The 23,365-nt window shown below is 42.5% G+C and carries 23 protein-coding genes; 21 read left to right on the forward strand and 2 right to left on the reverse strand.

The window, feature by feature from the left end; genetic code table 11:
* Positions 1–13: 13 nt before the first annotated feature.
* Positions 14–718 (forward strand): 5'-methylthioadenosine/S-adenosylhomocysteine nucleosidase, encoded by a 705-nt coding sequence (gene mtnN, locus DUK53_RS01165; RefSeq protein WP_036131476.1) that lies wholly within the window; start codon positions 14–16, stop codon positions 716–718.
* Positions 719–753: 35 nt separating this feature from the next.
* Here mtnN and DUK53_RS01170 read toward each other — a convergent pair whose 3' ends face one another.
* On the reverse strand, positions 754–2,559 hold the full coding sequence (locus DUK53_RS01170) for a M3 family oligoendopeptidase (RefSeq protein ID WP_081964420.1): 1,806 nt from the start codon (positions 2,557–2,559) through the stop codon (positions 754–756).
* A gap of 183 nt (positions 2,560–2,742) precedes the next feature.
* Between DUK53_RS01170 and DUK53_RS01175 the strand changes: the two genes are divergently transcribed.
* The 12 genes from DUK53_RS01175 (at position 2,743) to holA (ending at position 12,526) form a co-directional block, all read left to right on the forward strand.
* On the forward strand, positions 2,743–3,264 hold the full coding sequence (locus DUK53_RS01175) for a YqeG family HAD IIIA-type phosphatase (protein WP_036092487.1): 522 nt from the start codon (positions 2,743–2,745) through the stop codon (positions 3,262–3,264).
* Entirely contained in the window at positions 3,261–4,361 is a 1,101-nt protein-coding gene (yqeH, locus tag DUK53_RS01180; protein WP_036092488.1) for a ribosome biogenesis GTPase YqeH, read from the forward strand. Before DUK53_RS01175 ends, yqeH begins: the two co-directional genes overlap by 4 nt.
* Positions 4,362–4,380: 19 nt before the next feature.
* The gene (aroE, locus tag DUK53_RS01185; RefSeq protein WP_036092490.1) at positions 4,381–5,202 is read left to right on the forward strand and encodes a shikimate dehydrogenase; all 822 of its coding nucleotides are present in this window, start codon (positions 4,381–4,383) and stop codon (positions 5,200–5,202) included.
* Positions 5,202–5,492: a ribosome assembly RNA-binding protein YhbY gene (gene yhbY, locus DUK53_RS01190; protein WP_036092493.1), complete on the forward strand. Its 291-nt coding sequence runs from the start codon at positions 5,202–5,204 to the stop codon at positions 5,490–5,492. Before aroE ends, yhbY begins: the two co-directional genes overlap by 1 nt.
* Positions 5,493–5,507: 15 nt before the next feature.
* On the forward strand, positions 5,508–6,077 hold the full coding sequence (locus tag DUK53_RS01195; protein WP_036092496.1) for a nicotinate-nucleotide adenylyltransferase: 570 nt from the start codon (positions 5,508–5,510) through the stop codon (positions 6,075–6,077).
* Positions 6,070–6,645 carry a bis(5'-nucleosyl)-tetraphosphatase (symmetrical) YqeK gene (gene yqeK, locus DUK53_RS01200; protein WP_036092499.1) on the forward strand — a complete coding sequence of 192 codons (576 nt, stop codon included), beginning with the start codon at positions 6,070–6,072 and terminating at the stop codon, positions 6,643–6,645. Before DUK53_RS01195 ends, yqeK begins: the two co-directional genes overlap by 8 nt.
* A gap of 3 nt (positions 6,646–6,648) precedes the next feature.
* On the forward strand, positions 6,649–7,005 hold the full coding sequence (rsfS, locus tag DUK53_RS01205) for a ribosome silencing factor (protein WP_036092501.1): 357 nt from the start codon (positions 6,649–6,651) through the stop codon (positions 7,003–7,005).
* Between the two features lie 57 nt (positions 7,006–7,062).
* A complete protein-coding gene (locus DUK53_RS01210; protein WP_036092504.1) occupies positions 7,063–7,794 on the forward strand; it encodes a class I SAM-dependent DNA methyltransferase in 732 nt (243 codons plus the stop codon).
* A gap of 105 nt (positions 7,795–7,899) precedes the next feature.
* Positions 7,900–8,514, forward strand: a complete 615-nt coding sequence (locus DUK53_RS01215) for a ComEA family DNA-binding protein (protein ID WP_036092508.1) — start codon at positions 7,900–7,902, stop codon at positions 8,512–8,514.
* Positions 8,515–8,584: 70 nt separating this feature from the next.
* On the forward strand, positions 8,585–9,148 hold the full coding sequence (locus DUK53_RS01220; RefSeq protein WP_036092511.1) for a ComE operon protein 2: 564 nt from the start codon (positions 8,585–8,587) through the stop codon (positions 9,146–9,148).
* Between the two features lie 30 nt (positions 9,149–9,178).
* Positions 9,179–11,416 carry a DNA internalization-related competence protein ComEC/Rec2 gene (locus DUK53_RS01225; protein ID WP_236637249.1) on the forward strand — a complete coding sequence of 746 codons (2,238 nt, stop codon included), beginning with the start codon at positions 9,179–9,181 and terminating at the stop codon, positions 11,414–11,416.
* Between the two features lie 72 nt (positions 11,417–11,488).
* The gene (gene holA, locus DUK53_RS01230; protein WP_036092514.1) at positions 11,489–12,526 is read left to right on the forward strand and encodes a DNA polymerase III subunit delta; all 1,038 of its coding nucleotides are present in this window, start codon (positions 11,489–11,491) and stop codon (positions 12,524–12,526) included.
* 373 nt (positions 12,527–12,899) lie between these two features.
* On the opposite strand, the gene rpsT is transcribed toward holA, so the two are convergent.
* On the reverse strand, positions 12,900–13,154 hold the full coding sequence (gene rpsT, locus DUK53_RS01235) for a 30S ribosomal protein S20 (RefSeq protein ID WP_036092517.1): 255 nt from the start codon (positions 13,152–13,154) through the stop codon (positions 12,900–12,902).
* A 244-nt stretch (positions 13,155–13,398) separates the two neighbouring features.
* Between rpsT and lepA the strand changes: the two genes are divergently transcribed.
* The 8 genes from lepA (at position 13,399) to DUK53_RS01275 (ending at position 23,280) form a co-directional block, all read left to right on the forward strand.
* Positions 13,399–15,222: a translation elongation factor 4 gene (lepA, locus tag DUK53_RS01240; RefSeq protein ID WP_036092518.1), complete on the forward strand. Its 1,824-nt coding sequence runs from the start codon at positions 13,399–13,401 to the stop codon at positions 15,220–15,222.
* Between the two features lie 86 nt (positions 15,223–15,308).
* Positions 15,309–16,436, forward strand: coding sequence for a radical SAM family heme chaperone HemW (hemW, locus tag DUK53_RS01245; protein ID WP_036092519.1), 1,128 nt, complete (start codon positions 15,309–15,311; stop codon positions 16,434–16,436).
* Between the two features lie 135 nt (positions 16,437–16,571).
* Positions 16,572–17,609, forward strand: a complete 1,038-nt coding sequence (gene hrcA, locus DUK53_RS01250) for a heat-inducible transcriptional repressor HrcA (RefSeq protein ID WP_036092520.1) — start codon at positions 16,572–16,574, stop codon at positions 17,607–17,609.
* Positions 17,610–17,623: 14 nt separating this feature from the next.
* Positions 17,624–18,205: a nucleotide exchange factor GrpE gene (grpE, locus tag DUK53_RS01255; RefSeq protein WP_036092523.1), complete on the forward strand. Its 582-nt coding sequence runs from the start codon at positions 17,624–17,626 to the stop codon at positions 18,203–18,205.
* Between the two features lie 54 nt (positions 18,206–18,259).
* On the forward strand, positions 18,260–20,101 hold the full coding sequence (dnaK, locus tag DUK53_RS01260) for a molecular chaperone DnaK (RefSeq protein ID WP_036092525.1): 1,842 nt from the start codon (positions 18,260–18,262) through the stop codon (positions 20,099–20,101).
* A gap of 276 nt (positions 20,102–20,377) precedes the next feature.
* Positions 20,378–21,517 carry a molecular chaperone DnaJ gene (gene dnaJ / locus DUK53_RS01265; RefSeq protein ID WP_036092526.1) on the forward strand — a complete coding sequence of 380 codons (1,140 nt, stop codon included), beginning with the start codon at positions 20,378–20,380 and terminating at the stop codon, positions 21,515–21,517.
* Between the two features lie 72 nt (positions 21,518–21,589).
* Positions 21,590–22,531 carry a 50S ribosomal protein L11 methyltransferase gene (gene prmA, locus DUK53_RS01270; protein WP_036092528.1) on the forward strand — a complete coding sequence of 314 codons (942 nt, stop codon included), beginning with the start codon at positions 21,590–21,592 and terminating at the stop codon, positions 22,529–22,531.
* Positions 22,532–22,536: 5 nt separating this feature from the next.
* A complete protein-coding gene (locus tag DUK53_RS01275) occupies positions 22,537–23,280 on the forward strand; it encodes a 16S rRNA (uracil(1498)-N(3))-methyltransferase (protein ID WP_036092530.1) in 744 nt (247 codons plus the stop codon).
* Positions 23,281–23,365 lie beyond the last annotated feature (85 nt).

The following is a 23,365-nucleotide window of genomic DNA, read 5'->3' on the forward strand; positions in this document are numbered from 1 at the left end:
AGGAATGATAGGAATGGGAAAAATAGCAATTATCGGTGCGATGGAAGAAGAAGTGACAATTTTACGGGAACAGATGGTTGGACTTACGGAAACGACAATAGCGGGGGCTGTTTTTTATACGGGAACGTTGGCTGGAAAAGAGATTGTTTTGTTGAAATCGGGCATTGGGAAAGTAAATGCGGCTTTATCGACGACACTTTTATGCGATCATTATGATATTTCGTTAATTATTAATACTGGATCAGCTGGAGGCATTGGTGCGGAATTGGAAGTTGGAGATGTGATTATTTCAGATCATTTGGCGTATGGGGATGTGGATGCAACGGTTTTTGGTTATACATACGGACAAGTACCTCAAATGCCGGCACTCTATCAGGGCGATGAAGAGGCGATGCGCTTGGCACAGCAAATCTATCAAGAAAACTTCTCAGAGGGAAACAAGGCGGTCTACGGGCTCGTGGTGACGACTGATTCTTTTATTCACCGGCCAGATCAACGGGAATTGATTACGACTTTCTTCCCAGAGGTAAAAGCGGTTGAGATGGAAGCTTGCGCGATTGCACAGGTGGCGCATCAGTTTGACGTACCGTTTTTGATTATCCGAGCGCTTTCTGATGTAGCGGATAGCGAGGCTAGTGTTTCGTTTGATGAATTTTTAGCGACGGCGGCAAAGAATTCGTCGGCTTGTGTTGTAAAAATGGTAGAACAATTGTCATGAAAAAACGCCCGCTTGGTGATCAGCGGGCGTTGCTGTTATACTAAGTCATTTGTTAAATTCAGGAACTCTTCGACATCGCCGACTGCAATTTCCAGCGCGCCTTCCCAGAAATCGGGTTTTGTCAGATCGATACCTAGATGTTTTTGGGCGAGTTGTTCGGTTGTCATGGCACCAGTGTCTTGCAATAAGGCGATGTACTTGTCTTCGTAGCCGCTTCCTTCTGCGAGAGCTTGGTGATAGATGCCTAATGAGAACAAATAACCAAATGTGTATGGGAAGTTGTAAAATGGTACGTCGGCAATATAAAAATGTAATTTGGAAGACCAGAATTGTGGATGGTACTCGGATAATGCGTCTTGGAAGGCTTCTCGCTGCGCTTCTTCCATTAATGTATTGAGACGATCCGCAGAAACGAGACCTTCTTTGCGAGCTTCATAAAAACGTGTTTCGAATAAGAAACGAGCGCGTATATCCATGAAAAAGGCGATGCTACGTCCGATTTTATCTTCTAATAGAATGATCTTTTCTTCTTTTGTAGCCGCTTCTTTAACAGAGGCATCTGCGATAATCATTTCAGCAAAAGTTGACGCGGTTTCAGCGACGTTCATCGCATAATTCGTGTTTTCGAAAGGCTCATCGCGAATAACGTGCGAGTGAAAAGCATGGCCCAGTTCGTGTGCTAGCGTCGCGACTGTTCCAGGAGCGCCATCATACGTCATGAAAATGCGGCTTTCTTTCTCCAATGGAATATCGGTACAAAAACCACCAGGGCGCTTGTTATCACGATCTTCCGCCTCAATCCATTGTTGCTCAAACGCATGTTTCGCAAAACTGGCCATTTTCGGGCTGAATTTCGCAAATTGCGTTAGAATGAAATCTGCGCCTTCTTGGTACGTATATTTTTTCGGCTCAGAATCAAGCGTCAAGGGTGCAAAAACATCATGGAAGCTCAATTTATCGATGCCGAACAGCTGAGCTTTGCGATTCAAGAATGAAACGAACGTTGCTTTATGCTTTTCGATGACATCCCACATTGTTGCCAATGTTTTTTCGTCTAGACGGTTAATCGAAAGTGGTTCCGCGAGAACATTGTCCCATTTACGTGTCCGATAAACGGCAAGGCGGAAACCGGCTAAATGATTCAATGTATCGCTGAATAGTTGCGATTTTTCCTGCCATGCTTTTCCATAAGCTTCAAATACAGCGACACGAACGGCGCGATCTGGATGGCTCAATAAATTCAAGGCTTGCCCGGCGGATACTAATTTCTCCTCACCATCCACTACAACAGGGACGCGAATCGTTGCTACGACTGTATCATAATGATCAGACCAACCACGGTAACCATCGACATTTAGCGCATTGATCACGGCTTCTTCTTCACGCGTTCCTTTTTTCTTACGGTTATCGCGCGCTTCATTCAATACGAAGGCGATCTCGCTCAAGCCATTTTCTGTAAGCAACGAAGCCCACAACGCATCTGGAATTAAGGCGAATTTCTCGTGCCATTCATTTTCGATGGTTTCCAGTTCTGCTAATTGTTGGTAGACGCCGCCAGTCAATTCTACCGCTTTCAAATCGCGCGTGTCGGCAGAGGATAAACATTCCAGAAAAGCCGCCGCATTCATCAATTGTTTCGTAATTTCTGCGTTTTGATTGATTAAAAGTAAAAATTCACTGACTGCCTCGTTATTTTCTGGAATCGGCCAATCTTGCACCGCTTGTTTAAATGACGCGATATCTTTGGTTGTGTCAGAAAGCGCAGTAGCCAGAGCCTCGGAGCCACTTCCGCCTGAATAAATCGAGTCTAAATCCCATATTAACGCATAGTTTTTTGCCATCATAATCCCCCTATATTTCCGTATTTTCCACTTCATTATAGCACTTATCTCAGATTTTTTTGTAAAATAAGCGGAAAGATGTTAAAATTTATAAGGATTACATGAAAAGCGTGCTTGTTTGGCATTCTAAAAAGACGATGTCATGACACTTTCCAACTAATTAAATAAAAAGAGGTGCCTATTTTGCTAAAAAATTTCTCACCGGATAAAATGTTAACATCGCCATTTGGTATCACCGCGGACCAATTGCGAAAAATGGGGAAAACGACGGTATTAACAGATTTAGACAATACGTTACTCGCTTGGGATCAATTGGATGCGACCGATGAAATTTCCAACTGGTTTCGCATTCTGGAAGAAGATGGTATCAAAGTGATGATCGTATCAAATAATAATGAAGAGCGCGTGAAGCGAGTGGCTGTCGCAACAAAAATTCCATACTTGGCCAAAGCGAAAAAACCATTAGCCGCCTCGTTCCAGAAAGCGTTGGCCGACCTTGGTTCAACACCGGAAGAAACGGTGATGATTGGCGATCAGATCATGACGGACATCTTCGGAGGCAATCGCCAAAAATTGACGACTGTTTTCGTACGTCCAGTCAAAGATACAGACGGTTTTGCGACGAAGTTTAACCGATTTATGGAACGCATTATTTTAAAAAGACTAGCTAAAAAATCAGAATTAAAATGGGAGGATTCTCTGTGACCGAAGAACTAAGATGTATTGGCTGTGGAGCCGTTATTCAAACAACCGATAAGACCCAACCTGGCTATGCGCCAGAATCTAGCTTAGAAAAAGAAGATATTATTTGCCAGCGTTGTTTCCGCTTGAAACATTATAATGAAATTCAAGATGTCCCGCTGACGGATGATGATTTTCTGAAAATCTTGAACCAACTAGGCACGAAGCAAGCGCTGATCGTCTATGTTGTCGATATTTTCGATTTTGATGGCAGTTGGTTACCAGGTTTGCATCGTTTTGTCGGCAATAACCCGGTGCTACTTGTCGGAAATAAAGCCGATTTGCTACCAAAATCATTGAAACGCGAACGCTTGACGCAGTGGATGCGTGGCCGGGCTCGTGAACTCGGATTAGCACCAACCGATTGCGTATTAGTAAGCGCTGAAAAAGGCCAATCCTTCGACGTTTTACTTGAAAAAATTGAAGAAGAACGCGCAGGACGTGATGTCTTTGTTGTTGGCTGTACAAATGTTGGGAAATCGACGCTTATCAATCGCATTATTAAAGTCGCGACTGGCGAAAATGATGTTATTACGACATCTCAATTCCCAGGCACAACGCTTGATAAAATCGAAATTCCACTTTCAGACGGAAGTGTTCTTGTCGATACACCAGGAATTATCAACCATCATCAAATCGCGCACGTCATCGATGCTAAAACGCTAAAACTTGTCTCACCGAAAAAAGAAATCAAACCAGTAACCTATCAATTAAACGAGGAACAAACACTGTTCTTCGGCGCATTGGCACGCTTTGATTACACAAGTGGCGGCAGACGCTCATTCGTCGTTTATACATCGAACAACTTGATGATTCACCGCACCAAGCTTGAAAAAGCCGACAATCTGTATGAAACACAAGCTGGAAAACTGCTACAACCGCCGGGCGAAGCGGATATCGAAACGTTACCGAAACTAGTACCGTATCAATTTTCAATCAAGGAAAAGGCGGACATCGTGTTCTCAGGCCTTGGTTGGATTACCGTTTTAGAAGGTGGCGCAAAAGTGACCGCTTGGGTTCCAGAAGGCGTGAGCGTAACTATTCGCCGCTCAATCGTGTAAGGAGGAGGCGAATTTCCGAATGAAAGAATTATATTGCGTTATCGGCAATCCCATCGCGCATTCATTGTCTCCAGTGATGCACACGGCTTTACTGGAGCAGAACAAACTAAATGCGAGTTATGTCCCATTTTTAATAGAAAAACAGGATTTTACGACCGCGATAGAAGGCATGAGAGCGTTAGGAATTAGCGGATTCAACGTTACGAGTCCATTTAAGGAGGATATCTTGCCGTTCTTAGACGCGCTTGATCCCGAGGCTAAAGCGTGCGGTGCCGTGAATACGGTTGTTGCAACAAATGGACGCTGGACAGGCTATAACACGGATGGCATCGGTTATTTGCAAGGTTTAGAGAGCATTCGAAAGGTCACTGAGACCGATCAGATTTTGATTCTCGGAGCAGGTGGCGCGAGTAAAGCGATTTTTCACGCCCTTATGCACCATACCGATGCGAAGGTGGCCGTTGCCAATCGAACGCTTGAAAAAGCTGTCAAAATGGTTGCAGGAACAGCGCACAAGGCTCTTAGTTTAGCCGAAGCCGACTCGCAACTTGCCGATTTCACCATCGTTATCCAAACAACATCATCCGGACTTACAAAAGAAAATGCAGCTTTACCAATCAGATTGCATGACGTAACCGCGGGGACCATCATTTCTGATATCATCTACAATCCCGCCGAAACGCCATTTTTAAAAGAGGCGAAAGCATGTGGAGCCATCACGCAAAATGGCTTACCGATGTTCATTAACCAAGCAGCGATTGCGTTCGAGTTATGGACAGGAATCAAAGCAGACCGCGCGCTCATGCGAAACATTGTATTGAAACAAATAGGAGGAAAATAATGCTAACAAATGTACAAAAGCGTTTTTTACGCAAAGAAGCTCACGATATCGATGCCATTTTTCAAGTTGGAAAAGGTGGGGTATCACCGAATTTAATTAAGCACGTTGCAGAAGCCATCGAAGTTCGCGAGCTAATCAAGATTTCGATTTTACAAAATTGCGACCAACCAAAAGAAGAAGTAGCGGAAATGATTAGTTCCCGTTCTGGTTCTGAGCTAGTGCAAGTGATTGGCCGCACCATCATTCTATACAAAGAATCGCAAAATAAGAAACAAATCCAATTGCCATAAGAAGGTGTATCTGATTTGAAAGAAAAAATTGGTATTTTAGGTGGCACGTTCGATCCGCCACATCATGCCCATTTAATTATTGCCAACGAAGCGCGCATCAAGCTTGGTCTTGAAAAAATTATTTTCTTGCCCAACGCTGTCCCGCCTCATAAAAAAGAAAGTGGGTTGACGAGTAATGCAGATCGCTTAAAAATGATCGAACTTGCCATCGCCGATAATCCTTTTTTTGAAGTAGATGACCGTGAAATGCACCGTTCTGGCAAGTCTTACACGTATGATACGATGATTGAAATGACAAAGGAGTTTCCAAATGCCGCTTTTTCCTTTATAATTGGCGGAGACATGGTTGAATATTTGCCGAAGTGGTATCATATTAATGAACTAATAAAACTTGTAAACTTTGTTGGCGTCAATCGACCGCGTTACGACGGGGATGCGCCTTACGACATAGAGGAAATAGAGGTTCCAGCATTGGACATCTCGTCTTCCTTGTTGCGAGAACGTTTGGCAGCAGGATTACCAATCGATTATTACGTTCCAAACGAGGTAAGCAAGTATATAAAGGAGCATCATTTATATGAATAGAGAAGAAATCTTGGAAGCAGTCAAAGAAGCGATGCCAGAAAAACGCTTTATCCACACACTTGGCGTTGAAAAAACAGCACTTGAGCTTGCCGATCATTACAAAGTGGACCGGAACCAAGTAAGTCTTGCGGCGCTGTTACACGACTACGCGAAGTACGCGGATAAAGAAGAAATGATGGCCATCATGGTCGAGCAGAAAATGGATCCAAAACTATTCACCTACAATCAAGAACTATGGCACGCCCCAGTTGGCGCCTATTTTGCAGAAACCAAATTTGGCGTGACAGATGAAGCCGTTTTGAAAGCCATCGCTTGCCATACAACAGGAAATGCCGCGATGAGCACGATGGATAAAATTATCTATCTGGCCGACTACACAGAACCGAATCGTTCCTTTCCTGGCGTTTACAAAGCTCGCCGCCTGTCCTTTGACTCTTTAGATAAGGCCATGTTATTTGCCCTGTCCAACACAATCACGTTTTTAATTACGAAAAGACAACCTATTTTTCCAGATACATTCGATGCTTACAACTATTTTGCACGTTTACAAATTGAAGGTGAGGTATAACTATTGAAAAGTCATGATTTATTAATGTTAACCGCAAAAGCAGCGGACGATAAACGCGCAGAGGACATCCTAGCGCTGAATATGGAAGGCCTATCCGCATTTGCCGATTATTTCGTCATTTGCCATGGTAATTCCGACAAACAAGTACAAGCCATTGCCCAAGAAATCAAGGAACAAGCGCACAAAAATGAGGTAGAAGTGAAACGTTTAGAGGGCTTCGATGCTGCCAAATGGATCTTAATTGATCTAGGCGACGTCATCGTTCACGTTTTCCACAAAGAGGAGCGTAGTTACTACAATCTTGAAAAACTATGGGGAGACGCGCCACTAGAAGACGTACGCGAAGCCTTCACTATATAAAAAAGCAAAGAGGGGCTTTCATAGGCTCCTTTTTTCGTGGAAAGAGGTATAACAATTATGAGTTACGAATATTTTCCGAATTTCTATGATGCTCTCATGGACGAGGAGCTGTACGACAACTGGTTTTCTTTTGCAACGCCCTATTTACCGAATGAAGGCGGAAAAGTGCTTGACGTCGCTTGTGGGACCGCTGAGCTCGCCGTACGCTTAGCTAAACGTGGCTTTGAAGTTACTGGTGTCGATTTATCAGAAGAAATGCTGAGTGTTGCCAGTGAAAAAGCGTTCCATGAAGAAGTGTCACTATTATTGTTGCAACAAGATATGTCAGAAATGGAGAAACTAGACATGTTTGATTTAGTCACCTGTTTTTGCGATTCGCTTAATTATTTAGAAACGGAAGAAGCAGTTCACGGCACATTACGTAGCGTCTATGAAAACCTGAAAACAGATGGTGTGTTCCTATTCGATGTTCATTCTATCTACAAAATGGACGAGCTCTTCAAAGATTATAGCTACGGTGATAGTGATGAAGAAATTTCGTGCATTTGGAACTCCTTTGAGGGCGAATTCCCGCATTCCGTAGAACATGAATTAACCTTCTTCAAACAAGGCCCAGACGGTAGTTACGATCGCTACGACGAGCTACATAAAGAACGAACATACCCGATTGAATGGTACAAAAAAGCAATACAAGCAGCCGGATTTCGTAAAATAAAAATTTGCGCTGATTTTACGGATTTCGAACCTACTGAAACTAGTGAAAGAATCTTTTTCATATGTGAGAAATGACTTTTTGCCGTCATTTCTCTTTTTTTATGTTTTTGAAGCCCCCGAAGCAATAAAGGAGAAAACGCAAAAAGGGCGAATACTAATACTAAAGGCAGGTGATAAAGCATGCTAGAGAAATGGCAAGCATATAAGAAATACATTATTGGTGCAGCGGTTTTACTCATAGCCATAGGGTTCTTCTTCGTGACACAAAAGCAAGAAGAAACAGTGATCCCAACAGCCGCAGTCGCGAAAGAAGAGCCGGCAAAGAGCCCGAAGAAAGAGGAAGAAATTGTCTCGACTAAGTCTCTTATTGTCGATGTGAAAGGTGCAGTGAACAAGCCAGGTGTCTATGAACTCGCGCCTGATAGCCGTGTGAAGGATGCTATTTTAAAGGCAGGAGGACTATCGTCAGAAGCGGATGTAAAATTGCTGAACATGGCGCAAAAAGTGACAGATGAGATGGTTATTTATGCTGGGAAAATAGGCGAGGAAGGTTTAGCGCCAGTTACAACAGCAGGAGCAGAGACAGGAAGTACCGACAGCTCGAAGGTTAATATCAATACAGCGGATGTCACGACCTTGCAAACTATCCCTGGAATCGGCGCTGTGAAAGCCCAAGCTATCGTGGACTATCGCGACAAAGAAGGGCTATTTACAACGATTGCGGACCTTTCAAAAGTATCAGGGATTGGCGCTAAAACAGTGGAACGATTAACAGAACATATTACAGTGGAGTAATAAGCTATTGACGAAGCGAATTCGAAAAGCATATACTAAAAGCATCAACTTCTTAAAAGGAGCGACAAATATGCAAAGAATAGCTTGGGATCAGTTTTTTTTGGCACAAAGCCATTTAATATCTTCTAGGAGTACATGTACACGTCTGATGGTAGGTGCAACAATTGTTCGAGATAAACGTATTATTGCAGGTGGTTATAACGGCTCCATCGCTGGCGGGGACCATTGTGATGAAGAAGGATGCTATGTTGTAGAAGGTCATTGCATACGCACGATTCATGCGGAAATGAATGCTATTTTACAATGCGCTAAATTTGGCGCTTCCACGGATAATGCGGAAATGTATGTCACGCATTTTCCATGTATCGCATGTTGCAAATCGATTATCCAGGCGGGAATTAAAGCGGTCTATTATGCAAAGGATTATAAAAATCATCCCTATGCAATGGAACTTTTTGAACGTGCAGATGTGATTATCAAGAAAGTTCCTTTTGACGAACACGTGCTAAACAATACAGCCCAAATCGAACAGACAGTGATCCAAACGGTACAAGAAGTGCTGCAAAAAGAAGCGGTACCAGAAGAAACAATTGCCCACCTAGAAGATAAATTACGACAACAGTTTTTAAAATAAAGTGAGGTGAGGACTATAGAGCGTCTTTTTTTGACGATCATTGTAGCCATTATTCTCGCTGTAATATGTGTCTTTATTTCAATGAAGATCTTTCTGTTACTTGGCCTTCTGCTCATTGTAGCGATCGTATTCAAACGGACTCGATTCGTCGTTTTTTTTAGCCTGACCATTGTAGCAGGAGGATTTTTCTGGTTTTTTGATGATCAAAATCACTCCATGTTCGAAGCGGGTGAATTAGAAGGAACAGTTACCATAAATGATGGTATCGTCATCGATGGGGATGCTTTTCGAGCGCAAGTTTTATATCAAGGAGAACGCTTTCAGTTGAGCTATAAACTTGCGAGTGAACAAGAGCAAAAACAATTTATGCGTTTAAATTATGGAGATAAACTAAGCGTAAGTGGTGAGCTAGAAGCACCAGAAAAGAACCGTAATAAAGATCAATTTAATTACCAAGAGTTCTTGTATCGAAAGCAAGTACATTGGCTATTAAAGGCAAGCTCGGTGCAATCCTTATCGGAAAATAGTGCTTCATGGTTGCACAGTTTAAGGAATTTTCGGAAATCCCAGCTTAAAAAAATTGACGAAACACTAGATTCACAAATCGCGCCATATGTGGCCTCGCTAATTTATGGAGATCGCACCACTGTGGAAACTACGGTTTACGAAAGTTATCAACGCCTTGGTGTCGTTCATTTATTAGCCATATCAGGTCTACATGTTAATTTAATTATTTCCGGCTTTTTGTTGTTATTTAGGCGAATGGGATTTCAAATCGAGAAAACCGCTATCGTTATGATTTGTTTATTACCACTTTATTGCATGATGACTGGGGCAAACGCACCTGTTGTTCGAGCCGCCATCATGACAATCTGTTTAATGATAGGTAGACTATCGCCAGTTCGTGTGACATCGCTTCAAGCCCTCTGTTTTAGCTTCATTTTTGTATTCCTTTTTAATCCTTACTGTGTCTTTGAAATTGGTTTTCAACTCTCTTATGCCGTATCGTTCGCTATCATCCTATCTGGGCGGAAAATCATGCGAAAAGTTTCCTCTAATTTATTAAGCTCTCTGTATATTTCACTCATCTCCACCATCTCGGGAATCGCGGTTATGAGCTATCACTTCTATGAATTTTCCATCGTCGGTGTCTTTCTAAACGTTATTTATGTACCGCTATTCACGTTTATACTATTGCCATTAAGCTTTATATCTATCTTTTTCTTAAATCTAGCGCCTATCCTTCTAGTCATACCGTCGACGATTATGAAAATAGCTGTAAATATTTCAGAGTCACTCGCGATCTTATTACAAGAGATACCGTTTACGACTTGGGTAACAGGGAGACCTACCCTCATTTTATTGGTGATAATTCTTTTATTTACTCTTTATTTTTTCTATGGTTGGGAAAAAACGGGGAAAATTTATCGTTACTTAATCCCAGTATGTCTATGTCTAATAATAGGGACAATAAATTTAACTGGAAAAGTATCCATTATTGATGTTGGGCAAGGAGATAGCATCCTCATTCAACTACCTTGGAATAAAGGAATCTATATAATAGATGTCGGTGGACAAATGGCCTTTGACAAAGAGAAATGGGCAGAACGCAAAGCGCCATTTTCTGTGGGTAAGAATATCGTGACGCCCGTTTTAAAAGCCAAAGGGATTTCAAAAGTAGATAAATTAATTGTGACACATAGTGATGCAGATCATATGGAAGGCCTTATCGATGTGGGCAAGGCGATTCAAATCAAAGAACTTATTTATGCAGAGGGCGGCGAAACAAAAAGCATCATGAAAAAAGCACTGCAAGCTCTTCCTGGGGTGCCAACAAAAGCGATACTTGCTGGCTACAGTTGGGCAAAAGGCGATGCCACTTTCCAAGTCCTGAGTCCAACTGAAAGAGGCGAAGGTGGCAACAATGATTCCATCGTTATTTCCGCTGTACTAGATAAGAAAAGGTGGTTATTTACTGGCGACATCGAAAAAGAAGCAGAGCAAGCTCTACTTGAAAACCCTTTGATAAAAGCTGACATCCTAAAAGTGGGGCATCACGGCAGTAAAACATCTACGACCCCGGCATTTATAGGCAAGGTACAGCCCGCCATATCGCTTATTTCTTGCGGAGTGGATAATCGCTTTGGGCATCCTCGAAAAGAGACGCTAGATACTTTAGAAGCCGCAGATAGCACGATTTACCGCACAGATCAGAAAGGAGAAATAATCTATACTTTTTCAAAAGGATTTACCTTTGGGTTAGAATGATATTTCCACTTGCGCAAAGCTCGTTCTTGATTTACCATAGGGAAGAGATATGTCGGAAGGTGAGGGCGATTCATGATTTCAGAGTGGAAAAAAATAGAGAAGAAGCAATTTGCACCGATTTACCTGATTATCGGGACAGAGGATTATATTATCAACGAGACGAAGAAAAGGCTTGTTGCGGGGATTTTAGATACAGAAGACACGGATTTTAATTATGCTAATTTTGACTTGGATGAAACGGCGATTGAGCAAGTTGTAGAAGAAGCAGAAACAATTCCGTTCTTCGGTGACTGTCGACTGATTATCGCCTCCAATCCAACCTTTTTAACAACGGAGAAAACAAAAAGCAAAATCGAACATCGAACGGCGCGTCTAGAAGACTATTTAAACGAACCCGTGGATTATTCTATTTTGGTATTTATAGCAAGAGTAGAAAAACTAGACGAACGAAAAAAACTGACAAAGCTCATAAAAAAGCAAGCGACAATCATTGATGCGAAACGTCCCAACGAAGCAGAGTTGCGTAAATGGCTACAAGGTGTGAGCGGGGCCAATGAATTTCAAATGGATAACACGGCAACAGATCGACTAATAGAATTAACAGGCGGCCAACTAACAACAGCGATGAATGAATTAGACAAGCTGATGCTCTATAAACTGGAAGAGCGAGCAATCGATACATCAGACGTGGAGAGCCTTGTAGTGCGCTCATTAGAACAGAATATATTCTTGCTACTAGACAAAATGATAGCTCTAGATATCAGCGGTGCGCTAAGCATCTACTACGATTTACTCAAACAAAAAGAAGAACCAATCAAAATATTGGCTCTCATCGCGAGTCAGTTCCGTCTACTAACCCAAATTAAATTACTAGAAAAACAAGGATTCAGCCAACAACAAGTAGCTCAAAAATTAAAAGTCCATCCATTCCGAGTTAAAATAGGCGCACGACAAGCCAAAAGCTTCTCCTATCAAGAACTAACAATGACCCTAAAAAAACTAGCCCAAATGGATTTCGAAATGAAAACCGGCTACGGCGACAAAGCCCAAAAACTAGAATGGTTCCTCTTCTCTCTACAAGACCAAAGAAAAATCCAGCGAATGAATTAGGTGTCTATGATCCATTTGGTAGACCAAGATAGCTTTTGAAAATATCTAAGACGATTTTATGCTGTTTTTTATTCGCTTGGGATTTTATGTTTTGTGTAGGACGCAGAATAAGGTATAACACAAATTGAGCGAAAGCGTTTGTATTCATCTTTTGCGGTGGAAGCCGGAAGCGGAGCTGTTTTGCGAAGTAGAACTGGGTGAAGGATTAACCGTTCACTGCGTTCACGCTTATATTGGGACTGTAACTCATTTTATTTCGAACAGTCCCAGCAATGCGAGCGCTTGCCGCCAATTTACCACGCGTAAGATCTATCTAAAAGGATGCAAAAAAACATCACACGGGTGTGCGATGTTTCTGCGATTAAGAATCGTATTATTTAGCTAATTTTTTAGCTAAGCGAGATTTATTGCGTGCTGCATTGTTTTTGTGAAGTAGACCTTTGCTTACCGCGCTGTCTAATTTTTTACTAGCTTCAACATATAGTTCTTTCGCGTTGTCTGCATTATTTTCTGCAGCTTGTTCGAATTTTTTAACAGCTGTACGCATTGCAGTACGTTGAGATGTGTTACGGCTATTGCGAGTTTCAGTTGTTTTTACACGTTTGATTGCTGATTTAATATTTGGCATTTCATTCACCTCCGCCCAAAATTATGAGGTAGTATCTTTTATATATACCATACCCTTCAAAATTACACTAGAACAAATGTTATTATACCTAAACACAGCGGATATTGCAATATTACTTTACTAATTTATTTATTTTTTCACGAAAAAAGTCGGAAGTGATTGAAAATAGCGAGCTCTACTGATATAATCTATCTTAGCTTGCCATCGTTTTAATAAGATGAGTTCGAATTCGGGAGCTGGAGAAATGAAGAAAGAAGAAATGCTAGAAAGACAAAAGAAAATAAGAAATTTTTCGATAATAGCGCATATTGATCATGGTAAATCAACGCTTGCCGATCGTATTCTCGAAATGACGAATGCACTGACGCATCGTGAAATGAAGGCGCAATTGCTGGATTCCATGGATTTGGAACGTGAGCGTGGTATTACTATCAAATTGAACGCTGTGGAATTGTCGTATACTGCCAAAGATGGCGAAACATATATTTTTCACTTGATTGATACGCCGGGACATGTCGATTTCACGTATGAAGTTTCGCGTAGTCTAGCTGCTTGTGAAGGTGCTATTCTAGTTGTGGATGCGGCGCAAGGAATTGAGGCACAAACGCTAGCTAATGTTTATTTGGCGCTAGATAATGATTTGGAAATTATGCCTGTTATTAATAAAATTGATCTTCCAGCAGCAGAACCGGAGCGTGTTCGTGCTGAGATTGAGGATGTTATCGGCTTGGATGCATCGGATGCGGTACTTGCTTCTGCAAAATCTGGAATCGGGATTGAAGATATTTTAGAGCAGGTGGTTGCGAAGATTCCAGCGCCAACGGGAGATATTGACGCCCCGCTAAAAGCGCTTATTTTCGATTCCGTTTTTGATGCCTATCGTGGTGTTATTGCGAACATTCGGATTATGGAAGGTTCCGTCAAGGCGGGAGACAAGATTCGTATGATGGCCAATGGTCGAGAATTTGAAGTGACCGAAGTAGGTGTGTTTACACCGAAATCGACGCCTAGAGAACAATTGATGGTTGGGGATGTTGGTTATTTAACTGCCGCGATTAAAAATGTAAGTGATACGAGTGTCGGGGATACGATTACGCTTGCAAATAACCCCGCGTCGGAAGCTTTGCCAGGATATCGTAAATTAAATCCAATGGTTTATTGCGGTCTATATCCGATTGATTCAGCGAAATATAATGATTTACGTGATGCACTGGAAAAACTGGAATTAAATGATTCAGCGCTCCAATATGAAGCGGAGACGTCTCAAGCGCTTGGTTTTGGTTTCCGTTGTGGGTTCCTTGGCTTGCTTCATATGGAAATTATTCAGGAACGTATCGAACGGGAATTTAATATCGACTTGATTACGACTGCGCCAAGTGTTATTTATCATGTTAACTTGACAGACGGTTCTAAAGTGGTCGTTGATAATCCGGCTGAAATGCCAGAACAAGGGGTTATTGATTCGGTTGAGGAGCCTTACGTGAAAGCAACGATTATGGTGCCGAATGATTATGTAGGTGCTGTTATGGAACTTGCGCAAAATAAGCGTGGGAACTTTATGACAATGGAGTACTTGGATGATATTCGTGTGAGCGTTATTTATGAAATGCCACTTTCAGAGATCGTCTATGACTTTTTTGATCAGTTAAAATCGGGTACGAAGGGTTATGCTTCGTTTGACTATGAGTTGATTGGTTACCGTGAGTCGAAACTTGTGAAGATGGATATCGTGTTAAATAATGAGAAAGTCGATGCGCTTAGCTTTATTGTCCATCGTGACTTCTCTTATGAACGTGGCAAAATTATCGTAGAAAAACTAAAAGAATTGATTCCAAGACAACAGTTTGAAGTGCCAATTCAAGCGGCGATTAGTACGAAGATTGTCGCGCGTTCAACGATTAAGGCGCTACGCAAAAACGTACTTGCCAAATGTTACGGTGGGGACGTGTCGCGGAAACGGAAACTTTTAGAGAAACAAAAAGAAGGTAAGAAACGTATGAAATCCATTGGTTCAGTAGATGTGCCACAAGAAGCATTCATGGCGATTTTGAAAATGGATGATAAATAAAGAATTGATGGGGAAAGCGACTTTAGCTTGTTCATTGCGGACAGGTGGAGCTCGCTTTTTCTCCTTAAGGAAATGAGTGTATAAGAATGACTGCGATATATATTCACATCCCATTTTGCGAACATATTTGCTATTATTGTGATTTTAATAAGGTTTTTCTGGAAGGGCAGCCAGTCGATGAGTATGTAGATTTGCTCATTAAAGAAATGGAAATGGTAACCGCGAAGCACACAATGGAGCCGGTGGAAACCGTTTTTGTAGGTGGGGGAACACCGACGACATTGACGGAAGCTCAGTTGGCAAAACTTTGTTCGGCCGTTCAGCGGCTTTTTCCGATTGCGGAGAATGCGGAATTTAGTTTTGAAGCAAATCCAGGAGACTTGTCGCTCAGCAAGTTGCAGGTGATGAAAGACCATGGTGTGAATCGCCTGAGCATGGGGGTTCAGAGTTTTAACAATGACTTGTTGAAGAAAATTGGTCGGATTCATACGGTGGATGATGTGTATCAATCGGTGAATAATGCGAAACAGGTTGGTTTTGAGAATGTGAGTATTGATCTTATTTTCAGTTTGCCGGGTCAGACGGAGGCCAATTTTGAGGATACGCTGACGAAAGCCTTGGATCTGGATTTACCGCACTACTCTGCGTATTCGCTTATCATCGAGCCAAAGACGATTTTCTATAATTTAATGCAAAAAGGGAAGTTGCTGCTGCCTGGTGAAGATGCTGAGGCTAATATGTATGAGAAACTGATGACCACTATGGAGAATCATGGGCGTAAACAATATGAGATTAGTAATTTCGCTAAGCCTGGTTTTGAAAGCAGGCATAATATCGTTTATTGGAGTAATGAGCATTATTTTGGTTTTGGTGCGGGGGCTCATGGGTACGTGGGTGAGACGCGTTACGCGAATTATGGTCCGCTAAAAAAATACATGCAACCGCTCGAAAAGAACGAATTGCCAACCTTCCAACAAAAAGAGCTGACATTGAAAGAAAAGATGGAAGAAGAAATGTTTCTCGGATTGCGAAAAGTAGCGGGCGTGGATAAAGCGCATTTTCAGGCTAAATTCGGTCAGGCGCTTGATACGACTTTTGCGCGGGCGATTGATAAAACGATTGCAAAAGGCTGGTTAGAATCTACGCCAGAATGTGTTCGGCTAACGAGGCGTGGTCGCTTTCTAGGGAATAATGTTTTCCAAGAATTTTTATAGAAGCACTGGATTTCGGCTAATTACTACTTTAGTCTGAAATCGAGTGTTTTTTGTTGACAGTAGACGGTCATAGTGGTAAATTTATAATTGTATTTAGCACTTAAACGTATCGAGTGCTAAAAAGAGGTGATAGATATGTTAACCGAGAGGCAATTGCTAATCTTTCGTGCCATTATCGACCATTTCATCGAGACTGTGCAACCAGTTGGATCTAAGAATTTGCTGAAGGAGAACAACTTACCATTTAGCTCAGCGACGATCCGCAATGAGATGAGCGTTCTGGAAGAGTACGGATTTATCGAAAAAACGCATTCTTCATCAGGACGAATTCCTTCTGAGAAAGGGTATCGTTTCTACGTGGATTATTTACTCGAACCGCAGAAATTGAAGAAGCAGGATATTATGTCCATTCAATCGCTCTTTTCGGAGACGTATTTTGAAATGGAGCAGCTTATTCAAAAGTCCGCGTTAATGTTGTCGGATTTGACGAATTATACATCGATTTTACTTGGCCCGGCTTCGAAGCAGAACCGGTTGAGTGGTTTCCGTTTTGTACCAATTAATAGAAACCAGGCGATGTTGATTCTGATTACGGATCAAGGCCATATTGATAATCATGTGGTGACGATTCCGGAAACGATGACGCCGAGTGATATGGAGCGGGTTGTCAACATTTTAAATGAGCGTTTGGTGGGTCTTCCGATTGATCAAATGAATGCGATGATTCCAGCAGAAGTGTCGGATTTGCTGCGTAGCAATGTGGTAAATCATGAGTTAATGCTTTCGATTTTGAAGGATTCGTTCCAACAAGTTAGTAAGGAAAAAGTGTATTTTGGTGGCAAAACGAACATTTTGAATCAGCCGGAATTTCACGATTTTGCCAAAGTTCGCGAGTTGCTGCGGTTGATGGATCAGGAAAAGGATGTTTACCAGCTTTTTTCTGACATACCTCAAGGCCTTCATGTAAAAATTGGTACGGAGATTAACAACCATTTGATGGATGATTGTAGTATTATTACTGCGACGTACAGCATTGCCGATGAACATGTGGGAGGCATTGTCCTCCTTGGCCCGACACGGATGGAATACGACCGCATGATGGGCTTGGTTGATCTAGTAAGTCGGGATTTAACAACTGTATTAACAAAGCTTTATCATGATAATCAAAAATAGAAGAGGTGACAAACGTGTCTGAACAAAAAAACAAAAAAGAAAAAGTTGCGCAAGAAATCGAAAAAGAAGCGGCAGAAGAATTGAACGTCGTGGAAGAAGAGATGGAAGCTCATAATGAACAAGTAGAAGTGGAATTAACAGAAAATGAGAAGCGTTTGCTTGAGTTAGAAGAAAAGTTAGCAGCATCTGAGGATCGTTATTTGCGCCTGCAAGCTGATTTTGAGAATGTGAAAAAACGCAATGTGGCAGAGCGTGTGGCGACTCAGAAATATCGTTCGCAAACCATTGCGGAGGAACTTTTGCCGGCGCTTGATGGTTTCCAGAAAGCACTCGATACGCAAAGTGACTCGGAACAAATGGAAGCACTTTTGACGGGCATGAAAATGGTTTATGGCCAAATCATGACGGCGCTAGAAAAGGAAGGCGTGGAAGCAATTCCGGCACTCGGTGAGCAATTCGATCCGAACTTCCATCAAGCGGTGATGCAAGATAGCGATGACTCGAAAGAAAGCAACGAAATCACGATGGAATTGCAAAAAGGATACAAGTTGAAAGACCGCGTTATCCGTCCATCAATGGTAAAAGTAAACCAATAAAACAAGAATCCGGTCGCGTGCATGTGATCGGTAATAATAGGAGGAAATGAAATTATGAGTAAAATTATCGGTATTGACTTAGGAACTACAAACTCTGCAGTGGCAGTATTAGAAGGCGGAGAAGCAAAAATCATTCCAAATCCAGAGGGCGCGCGTACAACACCATCTGTTGTCGGCTTTAAAAACGGCGAACGTCAAGTTGGGGAAGTTGCGAAACGTGCAGCGATTACAAATCCAAATACGGTAGCATCAATCAAACGCCACATGGGTACGGATTACAAAGAAACAGTAGAAGGTAAGGACTATTCACCACAAGAAATCAGCGCAATCATCTTGCAATATTTGAAAGGTTACGCAGAAGATTACCTTGGTGAAAAAGTAGATAAAGCGGTTATTACAGTACCAGCTTATTTCAACGATGCACAACGTCAAGCAACAAAAGACGCTGGTAAAATTGCAGGCCTTGAAGTAGAACGTATTATCAATGAGCCTACTGCAGCAGCACTTGCTTACGGTATGGACAAAATTGACAAAGACCAAACGATCCTTGTTTTTGACTTAGGTGGCGGTACTTTTGACGTATCTATTCTAGAACTTGGCGATGGCGTATTCGAAGTTCACTCAACAGCCGGCGATAACTTGCTAGGTGGAGACGACTTTGACCAAAAAATTATTGATTTCCTAGTTGCTGAATTTAAACGCGACAACGGTATCGACCTTTCTCAAGATAAAATGGCGTTACAACGTTTGAAAGACGCTGCTGAAAAAGCGAAAAAAGATCTTTCTGGTGTGACTAGCACGCAAATTTCGCTACCATTTATCACAGCTGGAGAAGCTGGCCCACTTCACTTAGAAGTAACGCTTACTCGTGCTAAATTTGATGAATTAACGCATGATTTAGTGGACCGTACGATTGCTCCAACTCGTCAAGCGTTGAAAGATGCTGGACTTTCGGCTAAAGATATCGATGAAGTTATCTTGGTTGGTGGGTCAACTCGTATCCCAGCTGTACAAGAAGCAATTAAAAAAGAATTAGGTAAAGAGCCACATAAAGGTGTGAACCCGGATGAAGTTGTAGCGATGGGTGCTGCGATTCAAGGTGGCGTCATCACTGGTGACGTGAAAGACGTAGTACTTTTAGACGTAACACCACTTTCTCTAGGTATCGAAACAATGGGTGGCGTAATGACTCCGCTTATCGAGCGTAACACAACGATTCCAACATCGAAATCACAAACATTCTCGACAGCGGCTGACAATCAACCAGCAGTGGACATCCACGTATTGCAAGGTGAGCGCCCAATGTCGAAAGATAACAAAACGCTTGGCCGTTTCCAATTAACAGATTTACCACCAGCACCACGCGGTATTCCGCAAATCGAAGTTTCTTTTGATATCGATAAAAATGGTATCGTAACGGTTCGCGCGAAAGATCTTGGAACTGGTAAAGAACAAAACATCGTAATCAAATCTTCTTCAGGTTTAACAGACGAAGAGATTGAAAAAATGGTGAAAGACGCAGAATTAAATGCGGAAGAAGATAAGAAAAACAAAGAAAACGCAGAACTTCGCAACAATGCCGATCAATTAGTATTCACTGTTGATAAAACGTTGAAAGAACTAGAAGGCAAAGTAGACGAAGAAGAAGTGAAAAAAGCAGAAGCAGCTCGTGATGAGTTGTCAGAAGCGCTTAAAGGTGAAGACTTTGACGCAATCAAAGAAAAAACAGACGCGTTAAACGAAATTGTTCAAGCTCTTTCCGTGAAATTGTACGAGCAAGCAGCGGCAGAACAACAAGCAGCACAAGGTGAAAACCCTGAAGGCGGCGCAGCGAACGACGATGTTGTAGATGCTGAGTTTGAAGAAGTAAACGATGACGATCAAGAGAAAAAATAAGGACAGCGTGTCGACAAACGCTCATCTCCGTCGTTAAAGCCTGCGCGCCGGTGCTCACATACCCAAGTATGCTCCGCTCCAGTGCTCAACTTTGCCTAGGGTCTAAGCATTTGTCGACACGCTGAAAATAAGGATTTATTTGCGGGAAGGGAGTCAAAGTCTAACTGGCTTTGGCTTTTTCTCGGTTTTTGAAAGAAATCATGGTTTTACTTCGCTAAAACATGTGTTACAATACGTTAAGAGAAATACGAGAGAACAAGGAGTGAGACGCAAAAAATGGCAAAACGTGATTATTATGAAGTGCTTGGCGTTTCCAAAGGCGCCTCGGCAGATGAGATAAAAAAAGCTTATCGTAAACTATCTAAGCAATATCACCCGGATATTAACAAAGAGGCTGGCGCTGATGAGAAATTTAAAGAAATATCCGAAGCATACGAAATTCTAAGTGATGAATCAAAACGTGCGCAATATGACCAATATGGACATGTTGATCCTAACCAAGGTTTTGGCGGTGGCGGTTCGTACGGTGGAGGCGGTTTTGGCGGCCAAGGTTTCGGTGGATTTGAAGATATTTTCGATACTTTCTTTGGTGGTGGCGGTTCGTCTCGTCAAGACCCGAATGCACCGCGTCAAGGTAATGATTTGCAATATAGAATGCATTTGAAGTTCAAAGAAGCGATTTTTGGTAAAGAGGCTGAGATTGAGATTCCGCGTGAAGAAAGCTGTGACACGTGTGATGGAAGCGGCGCTAAACCAGGAACGCATCCTGAAAAATGTTCGCATTGTGGTGGTAAAGGTTCGGTTAACGTCGAGCAAAATACGCCGTTCGGTCGGATTGTAAACAAGCGTACGTGCCAATATTGTAACGGCACTGGGAAAGAAATTAAGGAAAAATGTGACACGTGTCATGGTTCAGGTCGCATCACAAAAACGAAAAAAATCAAGTTGAAAGTACCTGCTGGTGTCGATGATGGGCAACAAATGCGCGTCGCTGGTGAAGGGGAAGGTGGCGTGAATGGCGGACCAAACGGCGATTTATATGTTGTGTTCTCCGTTGCTCATGATGAATTCTTTGAACGCGAAGGCACTGATATTTACGTTGAAGTTCCGCTGACATTCGTTCAAGCAGCACTTGGCGACGAAATCGATGTTCCAACCGTTCACGGCAAAATTCGTTTGAAAATCCCTGCTGGTACACAAACGGGCACGACTTTCCGCTTACGCAACAAAGGGGTTCCGCATCTTCGTGGTAATGGAACAGGAGATCAACACGTTGTCGTTAAAATCATCGTTCCGAAAAAACTGGACGAGAAACAAAAAGATATTTTGCGTGAATTCGCGACAACAACCGGCGATAAAGTCGATGAAAACAGCGAAGGCTTTTTCGATAAAATGAAACGAGCATTCAAAGGATAAATAATGAAAAAAGGCTCAGGTATTGCGATTCTAGTCATACTGGGCCTTCTTTTCTGAAATGAGGTTGAGAAAATGAAATGGTCAGAGATTGAGATTCATTCTGTAAATGAGGCGGTAGAGCCGATTACATATGCTCTGAACGATTCGGGAGCAAGCGGGGTTTCGATTGAGGATTCCGCCGATTTGACGCGCGAACATGAGGATCGTTTCGGTGAAATTTATGATCTGCAGGCGGCGGATTATCCAGCGGAAGGCGTGATTATTAAGGCCTACTTTTTAACGACGGATGACTTTTTGAAGATGGTGCCGGCGATTGAGGCGCGAATTCGTGGTTTGGTGCAGTTTGATATTCCACTTGGTGATTTAACTTTTCAGGTCAATGAGGTGAATGACGAGGAGTGGGCGACGGCTTGGAAGAAATACTACCATCCAGTCAAAATCACGGATCGGATTACGGTTGTGCCGACATGGGAGGACTACACGCCGGAAAATGAGGATGAAATGATTATCGAACTAGATCCAGGCATGGCATTCGGTACGGGAACACATCCGACAACGCAATTGTGTGTGCAGGCGCTTGAAAAAATCGTGAAACCTGGCGACGAAGTTATCGATGTTGGGACGGGTTCAGGCGTGCTAAGTATTGCGAGCGCGAAACTAGGCGCGAAAAGTGTCTTGGCAACGGACTTGGATGAAGTAGCGGTTCGTGCGGCTCGGGAAAACATCGCGCAAAATCATTGTGAGAATATCGTAACGATTCAGCAAAATGATTTATTAAAAGGCATCGATCAAAAAGCGGATGTCATTGTGGCGAACATTTTAGCGGAAGTGATTCTGATGTTCCCGAAAGATGTGCATGCGACATTGAAGCCGAACGGTATTTTTATCGCGTCAGGAATTATTGAGCCAAAGCATGAAATCGTGAAAGAGGCGTTGATTGAAGCGGGTTTGACGGTGTATCATGTGGAACAAATAACGGATTGGGTAGCTATTTACGCCAAGCGAGGTGAATAAGAAGGATGCAGCGATATTTTATTGAGGAAATCAAGGATGAAACGGCGATTATAACGGGTGATAATTTTCATCATATCGTGCGCGTGATGCGGATGAAGCTGGATGATCAAATTTACCTAGTCACACCAGACGAGCGTACGGCGATTGCTGGGATTAGCGAGCTGGGAGAAGACTTTGTACGCTTAACGGTTTTATCGTGGAAGAGCGAGTCTACAGAGCTTCCTATTGACATCACGATTGCTAGCGGCTTGCCAAAAGGGGATAAACTAGAGCTGATTACCCAAAAAGGGACGGAACTCGGCGCGAAACAGTTCTTGTCCTTTCCGGCGAAACGTTCCATTTCCAAATGGGATAGCAAAAAAGCGAAGAAAAAAGTGGAGCGTTTAGATAAGATCGCTTTGGAAGCAGCGGAGCAATCACATCGTAGCTTTGTTCCGAAATTTCGGCATTTAGAATCTTTCCAAGCCTTAATTCAGTCGCTTCCCGATTATGATTATATCGTGGTTGCCTATGAAGAGAGTGCCAAAGAGGGTGAAACGGCTGCGTTAGCCACAGTTTTTAACCAGATGAAACCAGGCGAATCCGTGCTTGCTATATTTGGACCAGAGGGTGGTTTTTCGACGGAAGAGATTGATAAGTTGGAAGCGAATAAAGCGCTCAAAGTGGGGCTGGGGCCGCGAATTTTGCGTACAGAAACAGCGCCATTTTATTTTTTAGCAGCGGCTTCTTATGCGTTTGAACTTTCTTGAAATGGGTATAGGAGAATAAATCGCCGACTGTTCTGAAAATAAATTAGCGAAAGTTAGCGATTTCATGTTGACTCGCCCAGCGGAT

This window comes from Listeria sp. SHR_NRA_18 (genome assembly GCF_003856515.1).
GTDB lineage: Bacteria > Bacillota > Bacilli > Lactobacillales > Listeriaceae > Listeria_A > Listeria_A newyorkensis.